Annotated in this window: 12 protein-coding genes; 6 read left to right on the plus strand and 6 right to left on the minus strand. The window is 71.9% G+C overall.

Going from position 1 to position 15,397, the window contains the following annotated elements:
* Together ACH4D5_RS06960 and ACH4D5_RS06965 are read left to right on the plus strand one after the other, a co-directional pair.
* On the plus strand, positions 1 to 1,185 hold the full coding sequence (locus ACH4D5_RS06960) for an anhydro-N-acetylmuramic acid kinase (protein WP_398299390.1): 1,185 nt from the start codon (positions 1 to 3) through the stop codon (positions 1,183 to 1,185).
* Between the two features lie 85 nt (positions 1,186 to 1,270).
* On the plus strand, positions 1,271 to 2,224 hold the full coding sequence (locus ACH4D5_RS06965; protein WP_398299392.1) for a DUF2510 domain-containing protein: 954 nt from the start codon (positions 1,271 to 1,273) through the stop codon (positions 2,222 to 2,224).
* Positions 2,225 to 2,377: 153 nt separating this feature from the next.
* Here ACH4D5_RS06965 and ACH4D5_RS06970 read toward each other — a convergent pair whose 3' ends face one another.
* A complete protein-coding gene (locus ACH4D5_RS06970; RefSeq protein ID WP_362994993.1) occupies positions 2,378 to 2,962 on the minus strand; it encodes a TetR/AcrR family transcriptional regulator in 585 nt (194 codons plus the stop codon).
* A gap of 159 nt (positions 2,963 to 3,121) precedes the next feature.
* Between ACH4D5_RS06970 and ACH4D5_RS06975 the strand changes: the two genes are divergently transcribed.
* Positions 3,122 to 3,958 carry a phosphatase PAP2 family protein gene (locus ACH4D5_RS06975; RefSeq protein WP_398299394.1) on the plus strand — a complete coding sequence of 279 codons (837 nt, stop codon included), beginning with the start codon at positions 3,122 to 3,124 and terminating at the stop codon, positions 3,956 to 3,958.
* Entirely contained in the window at positions 3,955 to 4,866 is a 912-nt protein-coding gene (locus ACH4D5_RS06980; protein WP_398299396.1) for a DMT family transporter, read from the plus strand. The genes ACH4D5_RS06975 and ACH4D5_RS06980 overlap by 4 nt, the downstream gene beginning before the upstream one ends.
* A 175-nt stretch (positions 4,867 to 5,041) precedes the next feature.
* Here ACH4D5_RS06980 and ACH4D5_RS06985 read toward each other — a convergent pair whose 3' ends face one another.
* From ACH4D5_RS06985 to ACH4D5_RS06995, 3 genes are all read right to left on the minus strand, one after another.
* The gene (locus ACH4D5_RS06985) at positions 5,042 to 5,974 is read right to left on the minus strand and encodes a phospholipid scramblase-related protein (protein ID WP_398299398.1); all 933 of its coding nucleotides are present in this window, start codon (positions 5,972 to 5,974) and stop codon (positions 5,042 to 5,044) included.
* 85 nt (positions 5,975 to 6,059) lie between these two features.
* A complete protein-coding gene (gene valS / locus ACH4D5_RS06990) occupies positions 6,060 to 8,639 on the minus strand; it encodes a valine--tRNA ligase (RefSeq protein ID WP_398299400.1) in 2,580 nt (859 codons plus the stop codon).
* Positions 8,640 to 8,702: 63 nt separating this feature from the next.
* A complete protein-coding gene (locus ACH4D5_RS06995) occupies positions 8,703 to 10,760 on the minus strand; it encodes a phosphocholine-specific phospholipase C (RefSeq protein WP_398299402.1) in 2,058 nt (685 codons plus the stop codon).
* A 239-nt stretch (positions 10,761 to 10,999) separates the two neighbouring features.
* Between ACH4D5_RS06995 and ACH4D5_RS07000 the strand changes: the two genes are divergently transcribed.
* Positions 11,000 to 12,247, plus strand: a complete 1,248-nt coding sequence (locus ACH4D5_RS07000; protein ID WP_398299404.1) for a serine hydrolase domain-containing protein — start codon at positions 11,000 to 11,002, stop codon at positions 12,245 to 12,247.
* A 66-nt stretch (positions 12,248 to 12,313) separates the two neighbouring features.
* Here ACH4D5_RS07000 and ppk2 read toward each other — a convergent pair whose 3' ends face one another.
* On the minus strand, positions 12,314 to 13,273 hold the full coding sequence (gene ppk2 / locus ACH4D5_RS07005) for a polyphosphate kinase 2 (RefSeq protein WP_398299406.1): 960 nt from the start codon (positions 13,271 to 13,273) through the stop codon (positions 12,314 to 12,316).
* Between the two features lie 137 nt (positions 13,274 to 13,410).
* On the opposite strand from ppk2, the gene ACH4D5_RS07010 reads away from it, so the two are divergent.
* Positions 13,411 to 13,914: an FBP domain-containing protein gene (locus ACH4D5_RS07010; RefSeq protein WP_398299408.1), complete on the plus strand. Its 504-nt coding sequence runs from the start codon at positions 13,411 to 13,413 to the stop codon at positions 13,912 to 13,914.
* 24 nt (positions 13,915 to 13,938) lie between these two features.
* Here ACH4D5_RS07010 and ACH4D5_RS07015 read toward each other — a convergent pair whose 3' ends face one another.
* The gene (locus ACH4D5_RS07015; RefSeq protein ID WP_398299410.1) at positions 13,939 to 15,375 is read right to left on the minus strand and encodes a polysaccharide lyase 6 family protein; all 1,437 of its coding nucleotides are present in this window, start codon (positions 15,373 to 15,375) and stop codon (positions 13,939 to 13,941) included.
* Positions 15,376 to 15,397 lie beyond the last annotated feature (22 nt).

Genomic DNA, 15,397 nt, shown 5'->3' on the forward strand with positions numbered 1-15,397 from the left:
GTGCGCGTGATCGGGCTGATGTCAGGGACCTCGTACGACGCGATCGACGCGGCAGCCGCCGATCTGGCCCTCGACGGCGACCGTCTGACGCTCACCCCCCTCGGACTGATCAGCCGTGGTTACGAGGCAGGGCTGCGCGCCCGGCTCGCGGCCGCGCTGCCGCCCGCCGCCACCACGCTCGCCGAGGTCTGCCGCCTGGACACCGGCATCGGGCGGGCCTTCGCGGCGGCCGCGGTCGAGGCGGACCGTGAGCTGTGCGACGGGCGGGCCGAGTTGGTCGCCTCGCACGGGCAGACCGTCTACCACTGGGTGGCGGACGGGCAGGTGCACGGCACGCTGCAGCTCGGGCAGCCCGCGTGGATCGCCGAGGCGACGGGCCTGCCGGTGGTCGCCGACTTCCGCCCCCGGGACATCGCCGCCGGCGGCCAAGGGGCGCCCCTGGTCAGCCTGGTGGACCGGATGTGGCTGCGCGGCAGGCCGGGCAGTCCGGCCGCGGTGAACCTCGGCGGCATCGCCAACATCACCGCGGCCGACGGCACCGCCTTCGACACCGGCCCCGCCAACGCCCTGATCGACGCCGCGGTGCGCGAGGCGACGGGCGGCCGTCTCGCCTACGACCTGGACGGCGAGCTGGCCGCCCGCGGCACGGTCGACGACGGACTCCTCGCGCGGCTCCTGGCCGAGCCCTACTACGCCCTCCCGGCGCCGAAGACGACGGGCAAGGAGCTCTTCCATCTGCCGTATCTGCGTACGGCGTTGGAGGGGTACGAGAAGCTGTCCGCCGAGGACGTCGTCGCCACGCTCACCCGGCTCACCGCCCGGACGGTCGCCGACGCCGTGCGTTCCGTGCGCGCCTCCGAGGTCGTCGTCTCCGGCGGCGGGACGCGCAATCCGGCGCTGATGGCCGCGCTGCGGGCGGAGTTGGGCGCCGGGATCCCGGTGCGCACCTCCGACGAGCTGGGTCTGCCCGCCGCGGCGAAGGAGGCGTACGCCTTCGCCGTCCTCGGCTTCCTCACCCTGCACGGCCTGCCCGGCACCGTCCCCGCGAGCACGGGGGCGCGGCACCCGAGCGTGCTGGGCTCGATCACACCGGGACGCCGGGGAACGCCGTGGCCCCGGACGGTGGAGGGGGCGACGGGGCCCGAGAGGCTCCTGGTCAACGGCCATGGGAGCGCGGGCCGGTAGCCGGAGCGGGGATCGGCGGAAAAAGGCCGGGACAAGGGCGGCCCCTCTCATCCGCCTTTCACGCGGTGCTCATACGCTGGCGGCCATGACCCAGATGACTCCCCCAGGCTGGTACCCCGATCCCGGCCAGACCGCCGGCGGTCCTCCCACCGAGCGCTGGTGGGACGGGAACGTGTGGACGGACCAGGTGCGCGCCGCCGCCGGTACCGCGGCGTACCCGACTCAATCGGCCTTTCCGGCGCACCCCGGAGAGGCCCCCGCCCCGCGCCGCAGACTGCGCGTGGCGATAGCCGCCGGCGTGGTGCTCGCCGTGCTCGCCGGGATAGGCGGCGGCGTGTACGCCCTGACCTCGGACGACGACGGGGACGGCGCCGACACCGTGGGCAAGGAGCCGTCGGCCGACGCCCCGCGGGAGCCGGGAGCGCCGGAGTCGACGGAGCCGCCCCGGGCGCCGCGGTCGCCGGGCGGGCCCGAGGACCGGCTCCCGGGGCAGGACCCGGGCTTCGCGAGCGACGTGCTGAACGGCATCAAGATCCCCGTGCCGGACGGCTGGAAGGGCGGCACCACGCAGTTCGGCGCCGGGGTGCAGACCGACCCGATCCCCTGCCCGGGCAACCCGGACGAGCAGTGCACCCGCGGCAGCGCCTACTCGCAATCGGCCGAGCAGCTGAAACTCGACGCCAAGACGCCCGAGGCGGCCGCCAAGGAGGACATAAAGAAGAACGCGAAGGAAGGGTACGGAGGCAAGACCTACGGCAAGATCACCTCGCACAAGGTGCTGGCCTCCGAGCCGATCACCGTGGCGGGCCAGAAGGGCTACCACGTCCGCTGGAAGGCCGTCACGCAGAAGAGCGACGACGGCTACGTCGAGTCGCTCGCCTTCCCCTCCCCCACCGACAAGTCGAAGCTCGTCGTCGTCCGCATGGGCATCGACGTCAACGACAAGGCCCCCTCGCCGTCCGCCATGGACGAGATCGCGAAGGGGATCAAGGCGGGTCCGGTCGTCGAGGGCGGCGGCGGGGCCGGCCAGGACGTGTGACGGACCGGGGAACAGCCCGGACAACAGGACCGGACGGGGTTCCTCGCCGCTCACAAGGAACCCCGTCCGGTCCGGGGGTGCGCGCCGCCCCCGTCCCCACGGTGCGGCGCGGGCAGGCCCGGGTCCCGTCATCCGACAGACCCGGGCCCACGATCAGGTGAGGCCCAGTGCGGGGAGCACGCAGGCCTCCACGAAGCGGGTCACGTACTCCTCGTCGGCGTACGCGCCCTCCAGGATCGGCCTGGCCCGCAGCACGCCGAACAGCTGCACGGAGAGGAACTCCACCGCCGGGTGCCCCGCGGCGATCTCGCCGCGCTCGACACCGCGCTCGATGATCGCCGCCATGGCCCTGAGCTCCGGCTCGACCAGCGTCTCGCGCAGCACCCGCTGGAGGTCCTCGTCCTGCAGGACCGCGTGGCTGAGCGCCTGGACCAGCATCGTGTCGCGCCCCGACTGCTCACCGGCGGCGCGGGCCGCCTCCCGCAGGTCCCCGGCGAGGCTGCCGGTGTCGATGCCGGCGAACCGCACACAGCGGTTGGCGCGCAGCGCGGCGGCCACGAACTGGGGCTTGGTCTTCCACTGGCGGTAGAGCGTGGACTTGCTGCACCGGGTGCGGGCGGCCACGCCTTCCATGGTCAGCGCCTCGTAGCCGCACTCGCGGAGCTGGTCGAGGACGGCGTCGTAGAACTCCTGCTCACGCTCCGGCGTGATCTTCGAGCGGCTCGACGTCGACGTCATGGCTCTTCTCCTCGGTACGGCGGCCGACCGGCTCGATCGGCACCTTTCGATACGCCAGTGTACCGGTACGCCTCCGTATCGGTACACTGGCGTATCGATGAGTGGGGCGATCCTCCGCTCAGACCGCACTACCCAGTCATCACGTAAAGGGGCCGGGGGATGGAATCCCGAACCGAGCCTGTCGAACGGGAGCCGGACATATCCGTCCGGGAGCCGGGCGCCACCGCCGTCCGGAAGCCGGACACATCTGCCCGACCGCCCCTCGTCCGCGAGCTCCTCCTCGTCGTAGGACTTTTCCTCGTCTACAAATTCGGCAGGCAGCTCGCCAACGGTCACACCGGCGAGGCCTTCCAGAACGCGCACCGCGTGTGGGACGCCGAGCGCTCGCTGCACCTGCCCGGCGAGGGCGCCGTGCAGGACGCCCTCCTCAGCAGCGACTCGCTGATCCACGTCGCGAACACGTACTACGCGACCGTGCACTTCCCGGCGACGCTGCTGTTCCTGGTCTGGCTGTACTGGCGCCGCCCGCGGCACTACGTGTGGACGCGACGGGTGCTCGCCGCGCTGACCGCCGCCGCGCTCGTGCTGCACCTCGGCTTCCCGCTCGCGCCGCCGCGGATGCTGGACGTCGCGCACCTCGTCGACACGGCACAGGTGTACGGGCCTTCGGTGTACGCGGCCAAGCCCGCGACCGACACCATGGCGAACCAGTTCGCCGCCATGCCCTCGCTGCACTTCGGCTGGGCGCTGATGCTCGCCGTCGGGCTGATCGTCGCCACGTCGTCGCGGTGGCGCTGGCTGTGGCTCCTTCACCCGCTGCTGACCCTGCTCGTGGTGGTCGGCACCGCGAACCACTACTGGCTCGACGCGCTCGCGGCGACCGCGCTGCTCGGCATCGCGCTCGCGGTGATCCGGCTGCCCCACCCGGGGCGCTCACGCGTCGTGCGCCGCTCGGTGCCCGCACCGGAACTGATCACCTCGGGGGCCGGCCGATGAACGCCACGCTGCTCGCCGTCGCGCTCTCCCTCGTCTCGGCGGCCGCGTACGCCGCCGCGGCGGTCGCCCAGGAGCGGCTCGCCTCGCGGGTCCGCGAGGGCGAGAGCGGGGTCATGGGCATGCTCGCCAACGCCACTTGGTGGTCGTCCGTCGGGCTCAACGCGTCCGCCGCGCTGCTGCACGTGGCGGCCCTGAAGTACGGCCCGCTCACCCTGGTCCAGCCGCTCGGCGCGCTCACCCTGGTCGCCGCCGTGCCGCTGGGCGCGCGGCTCGCGGGCCGCCGGGTCACGCGCCTGGAGTGGCGCGGCACGGGGCTCACGCTCATCGGCCTCGGCACGCTGCTTTTGACCGCCTCGGGACCGGCGCCCGACGACACGCTGACCGTGCCGGAGGCGCTGGTCGTGGCCGCCGCGACCATGGCGGTCATCGGGGTCCTCTCCCGGCCCGGCACCCGGCCCGGGCTGCGGCACGCGACCGCGTCCGGCTTCGCGTCCGGGGTCGCGTCGGCGCTCACGCAGACCGTGACGGTCGCCGTCACGGACCGGTCGGGCCCGCTGCTCAGCCCGCAGGTGATCGTCGTGGCGCTGCTGGTCGCGGCGTTCGCCGCGGGCGGGCTGCTACTCTCGCAGACCGCCTACCGCGGGGGCCTCGGCGCGCCGCTCGCCGTGGTGACCCTCGCCAATCCCGTGGCGGCCTCGGTCATCGGCGTCGCGCTGCTCGGCGAGCGCCTCCAGGGCGGGGCCGGTGGGATTCTCCTCGCCGTGGCGGGGGCGGGGGTGGCTGCGTACGGGGTCGTGGTGCTCACGCGGTCGCCCCGGGGGGCGGTGGATGGCCCCGTGCCGGAGCCTCTGCCGTCGATCCCGGCTCAGCCGGTGGAGACCGCGGGGCTTCGCCTCTCGCGGTCCTGAGCCCGCTCGGTCCGCATACGACAGCGGCGTCGGCGGCACGCTGCCCCTCCGGGGGTGTGCCGCCGACGCCGTCCGGGGACTGCGGGTGGGATGTGGCTGGGCGCGCAGTTCCCCGCGCCCCTGGGGACGACGGGGCTCGGCCAGCCGTCTCGTGCCCCGGGGCGCCGGGGCTCGGTCAGCCGAAGCCTCGGGCGTCCTGCTTGAGGGCTGTGTCGACCGTCAGGGCCGTTGCCACGACCAAGCTCAGGAGGGGGTCCGGGAGCTGGTAGTGGATCTGGAGGACGTAGTTGTCCGCCGTGGTGAACATCGTCTTGGCGAGGCCCTCCCACGTCTTCGTGATCCGGGCCACCTCGTTGTCGGCGTGGTCGACGATCGAGAAGTTCCAGGCGCGCCAGTTCTCCGCCTTGATCGCGCCGACCTGCTGGCCGTTCACCATCATCGCGAAGTTGATCTTGCCGATCATGTTCTGCTGGACGATCTCGCCGACCTGCTGGCCGTCCGGGCGCTCGACGATCACCCGCGACTTCATGAACTTGCGGGGGCGGGTCAGCATCATCTGCGGCTGGCCGTACGCGTCGCGGATCTCCAGCTTGTGCGTCATGAACTGATCGACGCTGGCGACGAAACGGGCGACCTTCTTCAGCGTGCTCTGGCCGACCTGGACGACCGAGCCGAGCGTGTTGCCCGCCTGGTCCATGACGCTGTACTCGTTCGTCAGCTCGATGAGCTTGGCCTTCTGGTTCACGACCAGGACCGGCTCCGTGAACAGCGTGCCGCCGCCCTGCGCGGACGGCGCGACACCGGCCTGCTTCTGCACCTGGCGCTGCACCTTGGCCGGGTCGGCCGCCTGCGGAGCCTGCGGCTGCGGCTGGCCGAACTGGCCCTGCGGCGCCTGCATCTGGGGCTGACCGAACTGACCCTGCGCGGGCTGCTGGGCCTGTGCGGCGGGCTGCGCGGGCTGCGCCTGCTGCGGGACCTGCTGGGCCTGGCCCTGCGGGGCCGGGTTGGTGTGGTCCGTCCACTGGGAGCCGTCCCACCAGCGGAGCAGCTGGGGCGCGCCGTGAGGGTCCGGGTACCAGCCTGCAGGAGTGTTCGAATGCGTTGTCACCCGGGAGACCCTACCCTCCGTGTACGGGGCGTTCGCCAGTCCCTCAACGGGGGTGTGACGTCCGTTACGGAGGGCGGTGCGCCCTTCAGAACGCGGCCTCGACCCGCAGCTCGCCCTCGCCCTCCCGCAGTTCGAACGTCCCGACCCGGCCCGCCGCCCGCAGATCGCCCTGCGCCGCCGCGAAACGGTCGAGTGCGGCACGGTCCGCCGTGACCGTCGCCGTCACGACCTCCGCCCGCATCGAAAGCTTCGCCCGCGACTTGGCCCCGCGGATCGCCGCGATGGCCTCCGACGCCGTGCCGAGGACCGCCGCGTCGCCCGCGTGCTCGCGCAGCTCCGACCCGCTCGGCCACTCCGCACGGTGGACCGAGCCCTCGCGCCACCACGACCAGATCTCCTCCGTGACGAAGGGGAGGACCGGCGCGAAGAGCCGCAGCAGGACGTCGAGCGCCGTGCGCAGCGCCGCCCGGGCCGACGCGGTCGCGGGCGCGTCGCCGTGGTCGCCGTACGCGCGGGCCTTGACGAGCTCGACGTAGTCGTCGCAGAAGCGCCAGAAGAACTGTTCCGTGCGCTCCAGGGCGCGGGCGTAGTCGAAGGCGTCGAAGGCCGCGGTGGCCTCGTCGGCGGTCGACGCCAGTCCGGCGAGCAGCGCCCGGTCGAGCGGCTCGGTGACGGCGGCCTCCGCATCGACGTCGCCGAGGCTCAGGACGAACCTGCCGACGTTCAGCAGCTTCGTGGCGAGGCGGCGGCCGATCTTCATCTGGCCGACGTCGAACGCCGTGTCCGTGCCGGGGCGGCCGCTCGCCGCCCAGTAGCGGACCGCGTCCGCGCCGTGCCGGACGAGGAGGCCGTCCGGCGTGACCGCGTTGCCCTTGGACTTCGCCATCTTCTTGCGGTCGGGGTCGAGGATCCAGCCGGAGATCGCCGCGTGCCGCCAGGGCAGCGCGTCGTGCTCGGTGTGGGAGCGCACGACCGTGGCGAACAGCCAGGTGCGGATGATCTCGTGGGCCTGCGGGCGCAGGTCCATCGGGAAGACCCGCGCGAACAGATCCGGGTCCGTCCGCCACTTGCCCGCGATCTGCGGGGTGAGGGAGGACGTCGCCCAGGTGTCCATGACGTCCGGGTCGCCGACGAAGCCGTGCGGCGCGCCGCGCTGTGCCGGCTCGTAGCCGGGCGGGGTCTCCGCGCTCGGGTCGACGGGCAGGGCGGCGCGGTCGGGGACGATCGGGTGGTCGTGGTCGGGCCGGCCCGAGCCGTCCAGCGGGTACCAGACGGGGATCGGGACGCCGAAGAACCGCTGGCGGCTGATGAGCCAGTCGCCGTTGAGGCCGCCGACCCAGTTCTCGTAGCGGACGCGCATGTGCGGCGGGTGCCAGGCCAGTTCGGTGCCGCGGGCCAGCAGCCGGTCGCGCAGGGCGGTGTCGCGGCCGCCGTTGCGGACGTACCACTGGCGGGTCGTGACGATCTCCAGGGGCTTGTCGCCCTTCTCGAAGAACTTCACCGCGTGCGTGACGTGGCGTGGTTCGCCCCGGAGGTCGCCGCTGTCGCGCAGCATCTCGACGACGCGTTCGCGCGCCATGTGCGCGGTGGCGCCGGCCAGCTTCGCGTACGCGGCGACGGCGGCCGGTGTCTCGACGCCGCTCGGCGGCTCGGTGCGGAAGCGGCCGTCCCAGCCGATCACCGGCCGGGTGGCGAGCCGCAGTTCGCGCCACCACGTGACGTCGGTGGTGTCCCCGAACGTGCAGACCATCGCGATGCCCGTGCCCTTCTCGGGGGTGGCGAGGCGGTGCGCGACGACGGGGACCTCGACGTCGAAGAGCGGGGTGCGGACGGTCGTGCCGAACAGGTGGCGGTAGCGGTCGTCGTCGGGGTGTGCGACGAGGGCGACGCAGGCGGGGAGCAGTTCGGGGCGGGTCGTCTCGATCTCGACGAGGTTGCCGCCGACGGGGCTGCCGTCGTCAACACTGCCGTCGGTGCCGTGGAAGGCGATCCGGTGGTAGGCGGCGGGCCGCTCACGGTCCTCCAGCTCCGCCTGGGCGACCGCCGTACGGAACGTGACGTCCCAGAGCGTGGGCGCCTCGGCGACGTACGCCTCGCCGCGCGCGAGGTTGTTGAGGAACGCGAGCTGCGAGGCGGCGCGGGCGTCGGCGCCGATGGTCCGGTAGGTGCGGGACCAGTCGACGGAGAGCCCGAGCCTGCGCCACAGGTTCTCGAAGGCCTGCTCGTCCTCGGCGGTGAGCAGCTCGCAGAGCTCGATGAAGTTCCGTCGGGAGATGGAGAGTTGGCGCTTGCCGGGCTTCTCCGGCGGGACGAAGTCCGGGTCGTACGGCAGGGCGGGATCGCAGCGGACACCGAAGTGGTTCTGGACGCGCCGCTCGGTCGGCAGGCCGTTGTCGTCCCATCCCATGGGATAGAAGACTTCCTTGCCGCGCATGCGCTGGTAGCGGGCGACTGCGTCGGTGTGGGTGTACGAGAAGACGTGGCCGACGTGCAGCGAGCCGCTGACCGTGGGCGGCGGGGTGTCGATGGAGAAGATCTCGTCCCGCGTCTTCGAACGGTCGAAGGCGAATACGCCCGACTCGTCCCATCGCCGAGACCACTTCTCTTCGAGCCCGTCGAGGACGGGCTTCTCGGGGACGCCTGCACGGCGATGGGTGGATGCCATGCCTCTGGATGCTATCCAGGCCCGCCGCCCGCAGGCGTCCCCTTTTTCGGCGCTCTCCCGGCGTCAGCCGGTGCTGATCGCCGGGTCGCTGACGCCCGCCGCGCCGGTCTCCACATGGCCGGCGAGGCGCCGCAGGAATCCGGCGTCGGTGTCGGACTTCACCGTCAGGTCGTACCAGCGCTTGCTCGCCCGCAGGTCGACGGTGTGCTCCACGGAGGCGCCCGCCCTGACCTTGAAGGTCTGGCCCGCGCCTCCGTAGGCGTTGGTCACCGTGAGGTTCACATCGGCGCTGCCCGCGTTCTTCAGGGTCAGCTTGATGTTGCCCGTCGTGCCGTCGTGGCGGGCGACGACCTCGGGGCCCGCCTTCTTGCCGGGGCCCTTGAAGGTGCGCAGGAAGCCGTTGGGGCCGAAGACGGAGAGGTCGTAGGCGTCCTTGGAGTACTTCGAGTTCCAGGTGTCCGAGAGGGTCTTGCCCGCCTCGGTGGTGTAGGTCCACGGGCCGTCGGTGCGGTTCGCGGACCGGACGTGGAAGCAGACGCCGGCCTTGGCGCCACCGCTGAACGTGAGCGTGAACTTCCCGGCCACCGGGTCCGCCGCGCCGTCGACCAGCGGGGCGTACGGCAGCGCGCGGGCGGGCCGGGAGCCGGGCTCCTGCTTGGGCAGCGCCGGGTTGGCGGGCGCCTTGGGCACGTAGTCGGGGTGGCGCTGCTTGTCCGGCGGCTCGTAGGCGGCGGTGTCGGGGAGCTTCGCCGGGTCGGTGTCCTTGCCGCTGAAGTCGAACGCGGACGTCAGGTCGCCGCAGATCGCACGGCGCCACGGCGAGATGTTGGGCTCCCTGACGCCGAAGCGCTTCTCCATGAACCGGATGATCGACGTGTGGTCGAAGACCTCGGAGTTCACGAAGCCGCCGGTGCTCCACGGCGAGACGACGATCATCGGGACGCGCTGGCCGAGGCCGTAGTGCCCGGCCGCGTAGGAGGCGTTGCCCGGGAAGTAGTCGAGGGTGGTGTCGACGGTGGACTTGCCCTGGTTGGCGTCCTTCGGCACGTACGGCGGGACGATGTGGTCGAAGTAGCCGTCGTTCTCGTCGTAGGTGATGAACAGGGCCGTCTTCGCCCACACCTCGGGGTTGGAGGTGAGCGCGTCCAGGACCTGGGCGATGTACCAGGCGCCGTAGTTCACCGGCCAGTTGGGGTGCTCGGTGAAGGCCTCCGGGCAGGCGATGTAGGAGACCTGCGGGAGCCTGTCCGCCTTCACGTCGGCCGTGAGGATGTCGAAGTAGCCGTCGCCCGCCTTGGCGTTGGTGCCGGTGCGGGCCTTGTCGTACAGCGGGTCGCCGGGCTTCGCGTTGCGGTACTTGTTGAAGTAGAGGAGCGAGTTGTCGCCGTAGTTGCCGCGGTAGGCGTCGTCGATCCAGCCCCAGTGGCCCGCCGCGTCCAGGCCGTCACCGATGTCCTGGTAGACCTTCCAGCTCACGCCCGCCTGCTCCAGGCGCTCCGCGTACGTCGTCCAGTCGTAGCCGAGCTCCTGGTTGCCGAGGACCGGGCCGCCGCCCTTGCCGTCGTTGCCGACGTGGCCCGTGAGCATGTAGTAGCGGTTGGGGTCGGTGGCCCCGATGAACGAGCAGTGGTAGTCGTCGCAGACCGTGAACGCATCGGCCAGCGCGTAGTGGAACGGGATGTCGTTCCGCTCCAGATAGGCCATCGTCCGCTCGGACTTCGCGGGGATCCACTGGTCGTACGCGCCGTTGTTGAACGCCTTGTGGCCGCCCGCCCAGTCGTGGTCGAGGCCCGCGATGAACTGCATGCCGAGGTTCTCGGCGTCCGGGTGGAAGGGCAGCACCTCCTTGCCGCCGCCCCGCTGGTGCCAGACCGGCTTGCCGCTGGGCAGGGTCACCGGGCGCGGGTCGCCGAAGCCGCGTACGCCCTTCATCGTCCCGAAGTAGTGGTCGAAGGACCGGTTCTCCTGCATCAGTACGACGACGTGCTCGACGTCCTTGATGGTGCCGGTGGCGCGGGCGGCCGGCAGGGACGCGGCGCGGGCGATGCTCTGGTTGAGCATGGCGAACGTCGCGGTGCCGCCGGCCAGCTGCATGAAGCGGCGCCGATTGAGTTCAGGCATGAATGTTCCGACCTCGTGTTTTGTGGGGGACGTGAGCGGGGTGAAGTGTGCCAAGGGGAGCAAGCGATACGGAAGAGCCTGTGACGGCTGTGTGAAGAGAAGTCCAACCTCTGGCGGGCAGGACACAAGCGCCGGTCATCGAGGCGGAAACCCGTACATTCGGCGCAGACATTTCTTCACTCGTCGTACACACCTCCGGCCCTCTTGCGGCGATAGGTGCCGTAGGCAACCATGAGCCCATGACTCTGCGCGTGCACGGCACCTGCGCCCCCGGATTCGAGCGCGTACGCGCGGAATTCGAGCGGAACTTCACCGAGCGCGACGACCTCGGCGCGTCCGTCGCGGCCACGGTCGGCGGCGAGCTCGTCGTCGACCTGTGGGGCGGCGACGCGGACCGCACCGGCACCCGCTCCTGGGAGCGGGACACGCTGGTCAACGTCTACTCCACGACCAAGGGGATGACGGCGCTCTGCGCCCATCTGCTCGTCGACCGCGGCGAGTTGGACCTGGACGCGCCGGTCGCGCGGTACTGGCCGGAGTTCGCACGGGAGGGCAAGGCCGACATCCCGGTGCGCTGGCTGCTGAGTCACCGCGCCGGTCTCATCGCGCCGAGCGAGCCGATGGCGCCGGGCGCGGTGTACGACTGGGAGAAGGTGACGGACGCGCTGGCGGCGACGCGGCCGTGGTGGCGGCCCGGCACCGCCCAGGGCTATCACGCGGTGACGTTCGGCTTCCTCGTCGGCGAGGTGGTGCGGCGCGTCACGGGTGTCTCGCTCGGGACGTTCCTGCGCACGGAGGTGACCGGGCCGCTCGGCGCCGACGTCCACGTGGGCACGCCGGAGAGCGAGCACGGGCGGTGCGCGGACATGGCGCCCGCCCTCCGCGCCCCCGAGAAGCCTTCGTCGGCTCCCGAGGAGTCCGGCGAAGCACCGAAGTCGGCCCGCACCGTGTTCGGCGAGGCGCCGAAGCCCCCGGTGGGCGGTCTGACGGACCATCCGATGGCGCCGGTCACGCTCGCCCTGCAGTACCTGCCGCTCGGCGACGTGAACGCCGCCGCCTACCGCGGCGCGGAGATCCCCGCGGTCAACGGCCACGCCACCGCACGTGGACTCGCCGCCGTGTACGCGGAGTTGGCGAACGGCAGACTCCTCTCCCCCGGCGCCGTGGAGCGGCTGCGCACCCGGCAGGGCAAGGGCGACGAGCCCGACCTGGTGCTGCGGGCGGGCACCCCGCTCGCCGAGAACTGGCCGTGGGGCGTCGGCTACATGCTCAACCAGTTCGGGCAGGCAGGACCCAACCCGCGGGCGTTCGGGCACGGCGGCGCGGGCGGGTCGTACGCCTTCGCCGACCCGGAGAACGGCGTCTCGTACGCGTACACCATGAACCGCATGGGTGCCGGGACCTCCGGCGAGGACCTGCGCAGCATCCACCTGGTCGGGGCGCTGTACGAGGGGCTGGCCGAACGGGGACCGACAGCGGGGGCATGACGCCCCGGGCCCGGCACGAGACGCCGGGGATCCGCCGACCGCAGGGACCGGGGTGCGGCCGGGGACTCAGGTGTCGGGGTGCCGGCCGGGACCCTTGTCGTTGGGGGCGAGCTTGCTGGGCGACAGGTCCGTGGCGTCCTCCCCGGGCTCCAGCAGGGTGTTGGCCGGGCCGATGATCAGCGGGTCGGCCTTCCCTACGGCCTCCGTGTCCTTGGCCTCGTAGTCGACCCGCAGCAGCAGATGGCGCATGGCTTCGAGGCGGCCGCGCCGCTTGTCGTTGGTCTTCACGACGGTCCAGGGGGCGTGCGCCGTGTCCGTGGCCCGGAACATCTCGACCTTCGCGTACGTGTAGGCGTCCCACAGGTCCAGTGAGGCGACGTCAGTGGAGGACAGCTTCCACTGGCGCACCGGGTCGACCTGCCGGATCGCGAAACGGGTCCGCTGCTCGGCCCGTGAAACGGAGAACCAGAACTTGACGAGGATGATGCCGTCATCGGTGATCATCTTTTCGAACAGCGGAGCCTGTTCCAGGAAGTGCCGGTGCTGGGCGGGCGTGCAGAACCCCATCACCGGCTCGACGCCGGCGCGGTTGTACCAGGACCGGTCGAAGAAGACGATCTCGCCGGCCGTCGGCAGCTGGGCGACGTACCGCTGGAAGTACCACTGGCCCGCCTCGTGCTCGTTCGGCTTGTCGAGGGCCACGGTCCTCGCGCCGCGCGGGTTCAGGCGCTCGGTGAACCGCTTGATCGTGCCGCCCTTGCCCGCCGCGTCACGCCCCTCGCACAGCACCACGATGCGCAGGCCCCGGTCACGCACCGACTTCTGCAGTTTGAGCAGCTCGATCTGGAGGATCCGCTTGCGCCGCTCGTACTCCCGGCGGCCCAGCTTCTCCGCGTACGGGTAGTTCTCCCGCCACGTCTGAAGGGGCTGCCCCTCCTCGTCGAGGAGCACCGGGCGCTCCGGGCGGGCCTCGTCCACCGAAAGGCCCTTGAGCAGATCCTCGCCGTTCTCACCGGTCGGCACCACGCGGCCACCTCTCCCTCGAAACTCCCTCGACGCCTCAGTCGACAGCCTGCCCCGAGGACCGCGACTCAGCACCCGCGCCCGGTGGCCGGCAGAAAATGGCAGGACGGCCCGCGCGGCCCGTTGGTACCTTGCGGATCATGAAGTCCGTCAGTGAGAACGAGATCCGTGCGTCCTTTGTGAACTGTTCGAAGGGCGAGGCCCGCAGACTCACCCTCCCTGCGGACTTCGCCGACACCCCCTGGTCCGACCTGGACTTTCTCGGCTGGCGGGACCCCAAGGCGCCCGAGCGCGGCTATGTCGTGACGTGGCGGGACGACCGGCCCGTGGGCATCGCCCTGCGGGCCTCCACCGGGGCCCGCAGGAGCATGCTCAAGTCCAGCATCTGCTCGGTCTGCGTGACGCCGCAGTCCGGCTCCGGCATCACGCTGCTCGTGGCCCCGAAGGCCGGCGCGGCGGGCCGCCAGGGCAACTCCGTCGGGCTGTACATCTGCGCGGACCTGGCCTGCTCCCTCTACGTACGGGGGAAGAAGACCACGGCGCAGGCCCGCCGCCGCCTGGAGGAGAGCCTCACGCCGGAGGAGCAGAACGCGCGGACCATGCAGAACCTGAACGGTTTCCTGGACCAGGTCCTCGACGGCTGACCGGAGCCCGTCAGGAGCCGCCGGTCAGGGCGCGTGCGGGCCGACGTCCGCCGCCGTGAGGGGGCGGCGCAGTGGTGCCGCCGTCGCGTACTCGTCGGCGCCGATGTCCCGTGTGGCGCCGCGCGGGTCGCCGTCGATGTCGTCGGTCACGGCCGGGCTGCCCAGCGTGGCCCTGCCGATCGCCGGGCTGCCCGCCGAGAGCCGGAACACGCCGTCGGGCCCGCGCCGGAGCTTCGGGTCGGCCCGGGTGAAGCCGCCGGAGGGGATGTTGCCGTTCGCCGCGGCGCCCCACAGGAGGTTGCTCCGCCAGGTGAAGCCGGTGGTCCTCTCCATCGCGACGAGGTCTCCGGAGTCGCCCACCAGGAGGTTGTCGGCGACGACCACCTTCTGGGGTTCGTAGGGGCGGTCCTCTCCGGAGAGCGTCTCGGCGTTGCCGTACAGGGTGTTGTGCACGATCACCGCGCGGTCGCAGGCGTCGTTGCCGCGCCGCTCGTCGGCCGTCTCTCCGGAGTGGTGGTCGCGGGTGCTGCCGCTGCCGATGACCAGCGCCCGGCCGGACAGACCGGCCACGTAGTTGTTGACGATCAGATGGTCGTTGCCGTAGAGGCGCAGGCCTTCCTTGCCGTCGATCAGGTAGTTGCTCTCCACCCGGGTGCGGTTGCCGTGGCGCAGGACGATGCCGCCGGCGCTGTCGCGGATCGTGTTGTACCGGACGGTGTTGTCGGACGACTTCACCGAGATGGCCTCGGGGTCTCCGTCGCACCGCTCGAACAGGTTGTATTCGACGACGGCGCGGGCGCCGGACAGGGCGCGGGGGCTGACGCCGAGGCGGATCGGCTCCCCTCCGTTGGCACCGGCGAAGGTGTGGTCGGAGAAATGGTTCCGGAGGATGTGCACGCGCTGGGCCATGGCGGTGCCGCCCGCTCCCTCGACGCCGAGGAAGACGCCGAGGGTGGTCTTGCCGTGGAAGTGGTTGCGGTCGATCTTCGTGTCGTCGGCGCGCACCATCACCCAGTGCAGGCCCTCGATGTCGGCGAGCCGGAAGTCGTTGCGGGTCAGCCGGATGCGCGAGCAGTTCGCCGGTATCTCCAGAGTGGTGCTCTGGCGGAACGCGAAGCCGCTGACGGTGATGTTGCTCGACCCGCTGAAGACGAAGCCGCGCTCACCGCGCAGGACCGCGCCGCCGCGGGAGGCCGCGGTGATGGTGATGGGCGCGTCCTGGGTGCCGTGCTTGCCCGTCACGTCGATGGAGTCGCCCGGCGGAACGGTGTAGGTGCCGTCCGCAAGGACGATCCGGTCGCCGGGCGCCGCGCCGTCGATGGCTCTCTGCAGATCGGGCAGGGAGCTGACGGTGGCGGACGCCGTGGGCTCGGCCGCGCCCGCCGTGCGCAGGGTGGCGAGCGGCGCGGCGGCGAGTGCCGCTCCGACGGCGGTGCCGGTGAGGAACGTGCGGCGTTGCATGGTGCCTCCATGGGGGGTTTCG

It is taken from the genome of Streptomyces sp. NPDC018029, assembly GCF_044327655.1.
Classification (GTDB): Bacteria; Actinomycetota; Actinomycetes; order Streptomycetales; family Streptomycetaceae; genus Streptomyces.

What these genes read in the sequence shown, in the direction of transcription:
- ACH4D5_RS06970 (WP_362994993.1), bottom strand. Translation starts at nt 2,962, where the DNA reads ATGACGTCGACGTCGAGCCGCTCGAAGATCACGCCGGAGCGTGAGCAG.
- ACH4D5_RS07015 (WP_398299410.1), bottom strand. Translation starts at nt 15,375, where the DNA reads ATGCAACGCCGCACGTTCCTCACCGGCACCGCCGTCGGAGCGGCACTC.
- valS (WP_398299400.1), bottom strand. Translation starts at nt 8,639, where the DNA reads ATGGCATCCACCCATCGCCGTGCAGGCGTCCCCGAGAAGCCCGTCCTC.
- ACH4D5_RS06980 (WP_398299396.1), top strand. Translation starts at nt 3,955, where the DNA reads ATGAACGCCACGCTGCTCGCCGTCGCGCTCTCCCTCGTCTCGGCGGCC.
- ACH4D5_RS06965 (WP_398299392.1), top strand. Translation starts at nt 1,271, where the DNA reads ATGACCCAGATGACTCCCCCAGGCTGGTACCCCGATCCCGGCCAGACC.
- ACH4D5_RS07010 (WP_398299408.1), top strand. Translation starts at nt 13,411, where the DNA reads ATGAAGTCCGTCAGTGAGAACGAGATCCGTGCGTCCTTTGTGAACTGT.
- ACH4D5_RS07000 (WP_398299404.1), top strand. Translation starts at nt 11,000, where the DNA reads ATGACTCTGCGCGTGCACGGCACCTGCGCCCCCGGATTCGAGCGCGTA.
- ACH4D5_RS06995 (WP_398299402.1), bottom strand. Translation starts at nt 10,760, where the DNA reads ATGCCTGAACTCAATCGGCGCCGCTTCATGCAGCTGGCCGGCGGCACC.
- ACH4D5_RS06975 (WP_398299394.1), top strand. Translation starts at nt 3,122, where the DNA reads ATGGAATCCCGAACCGAGCCTGTCGAACGGGAGCCGGACATATCCGTC.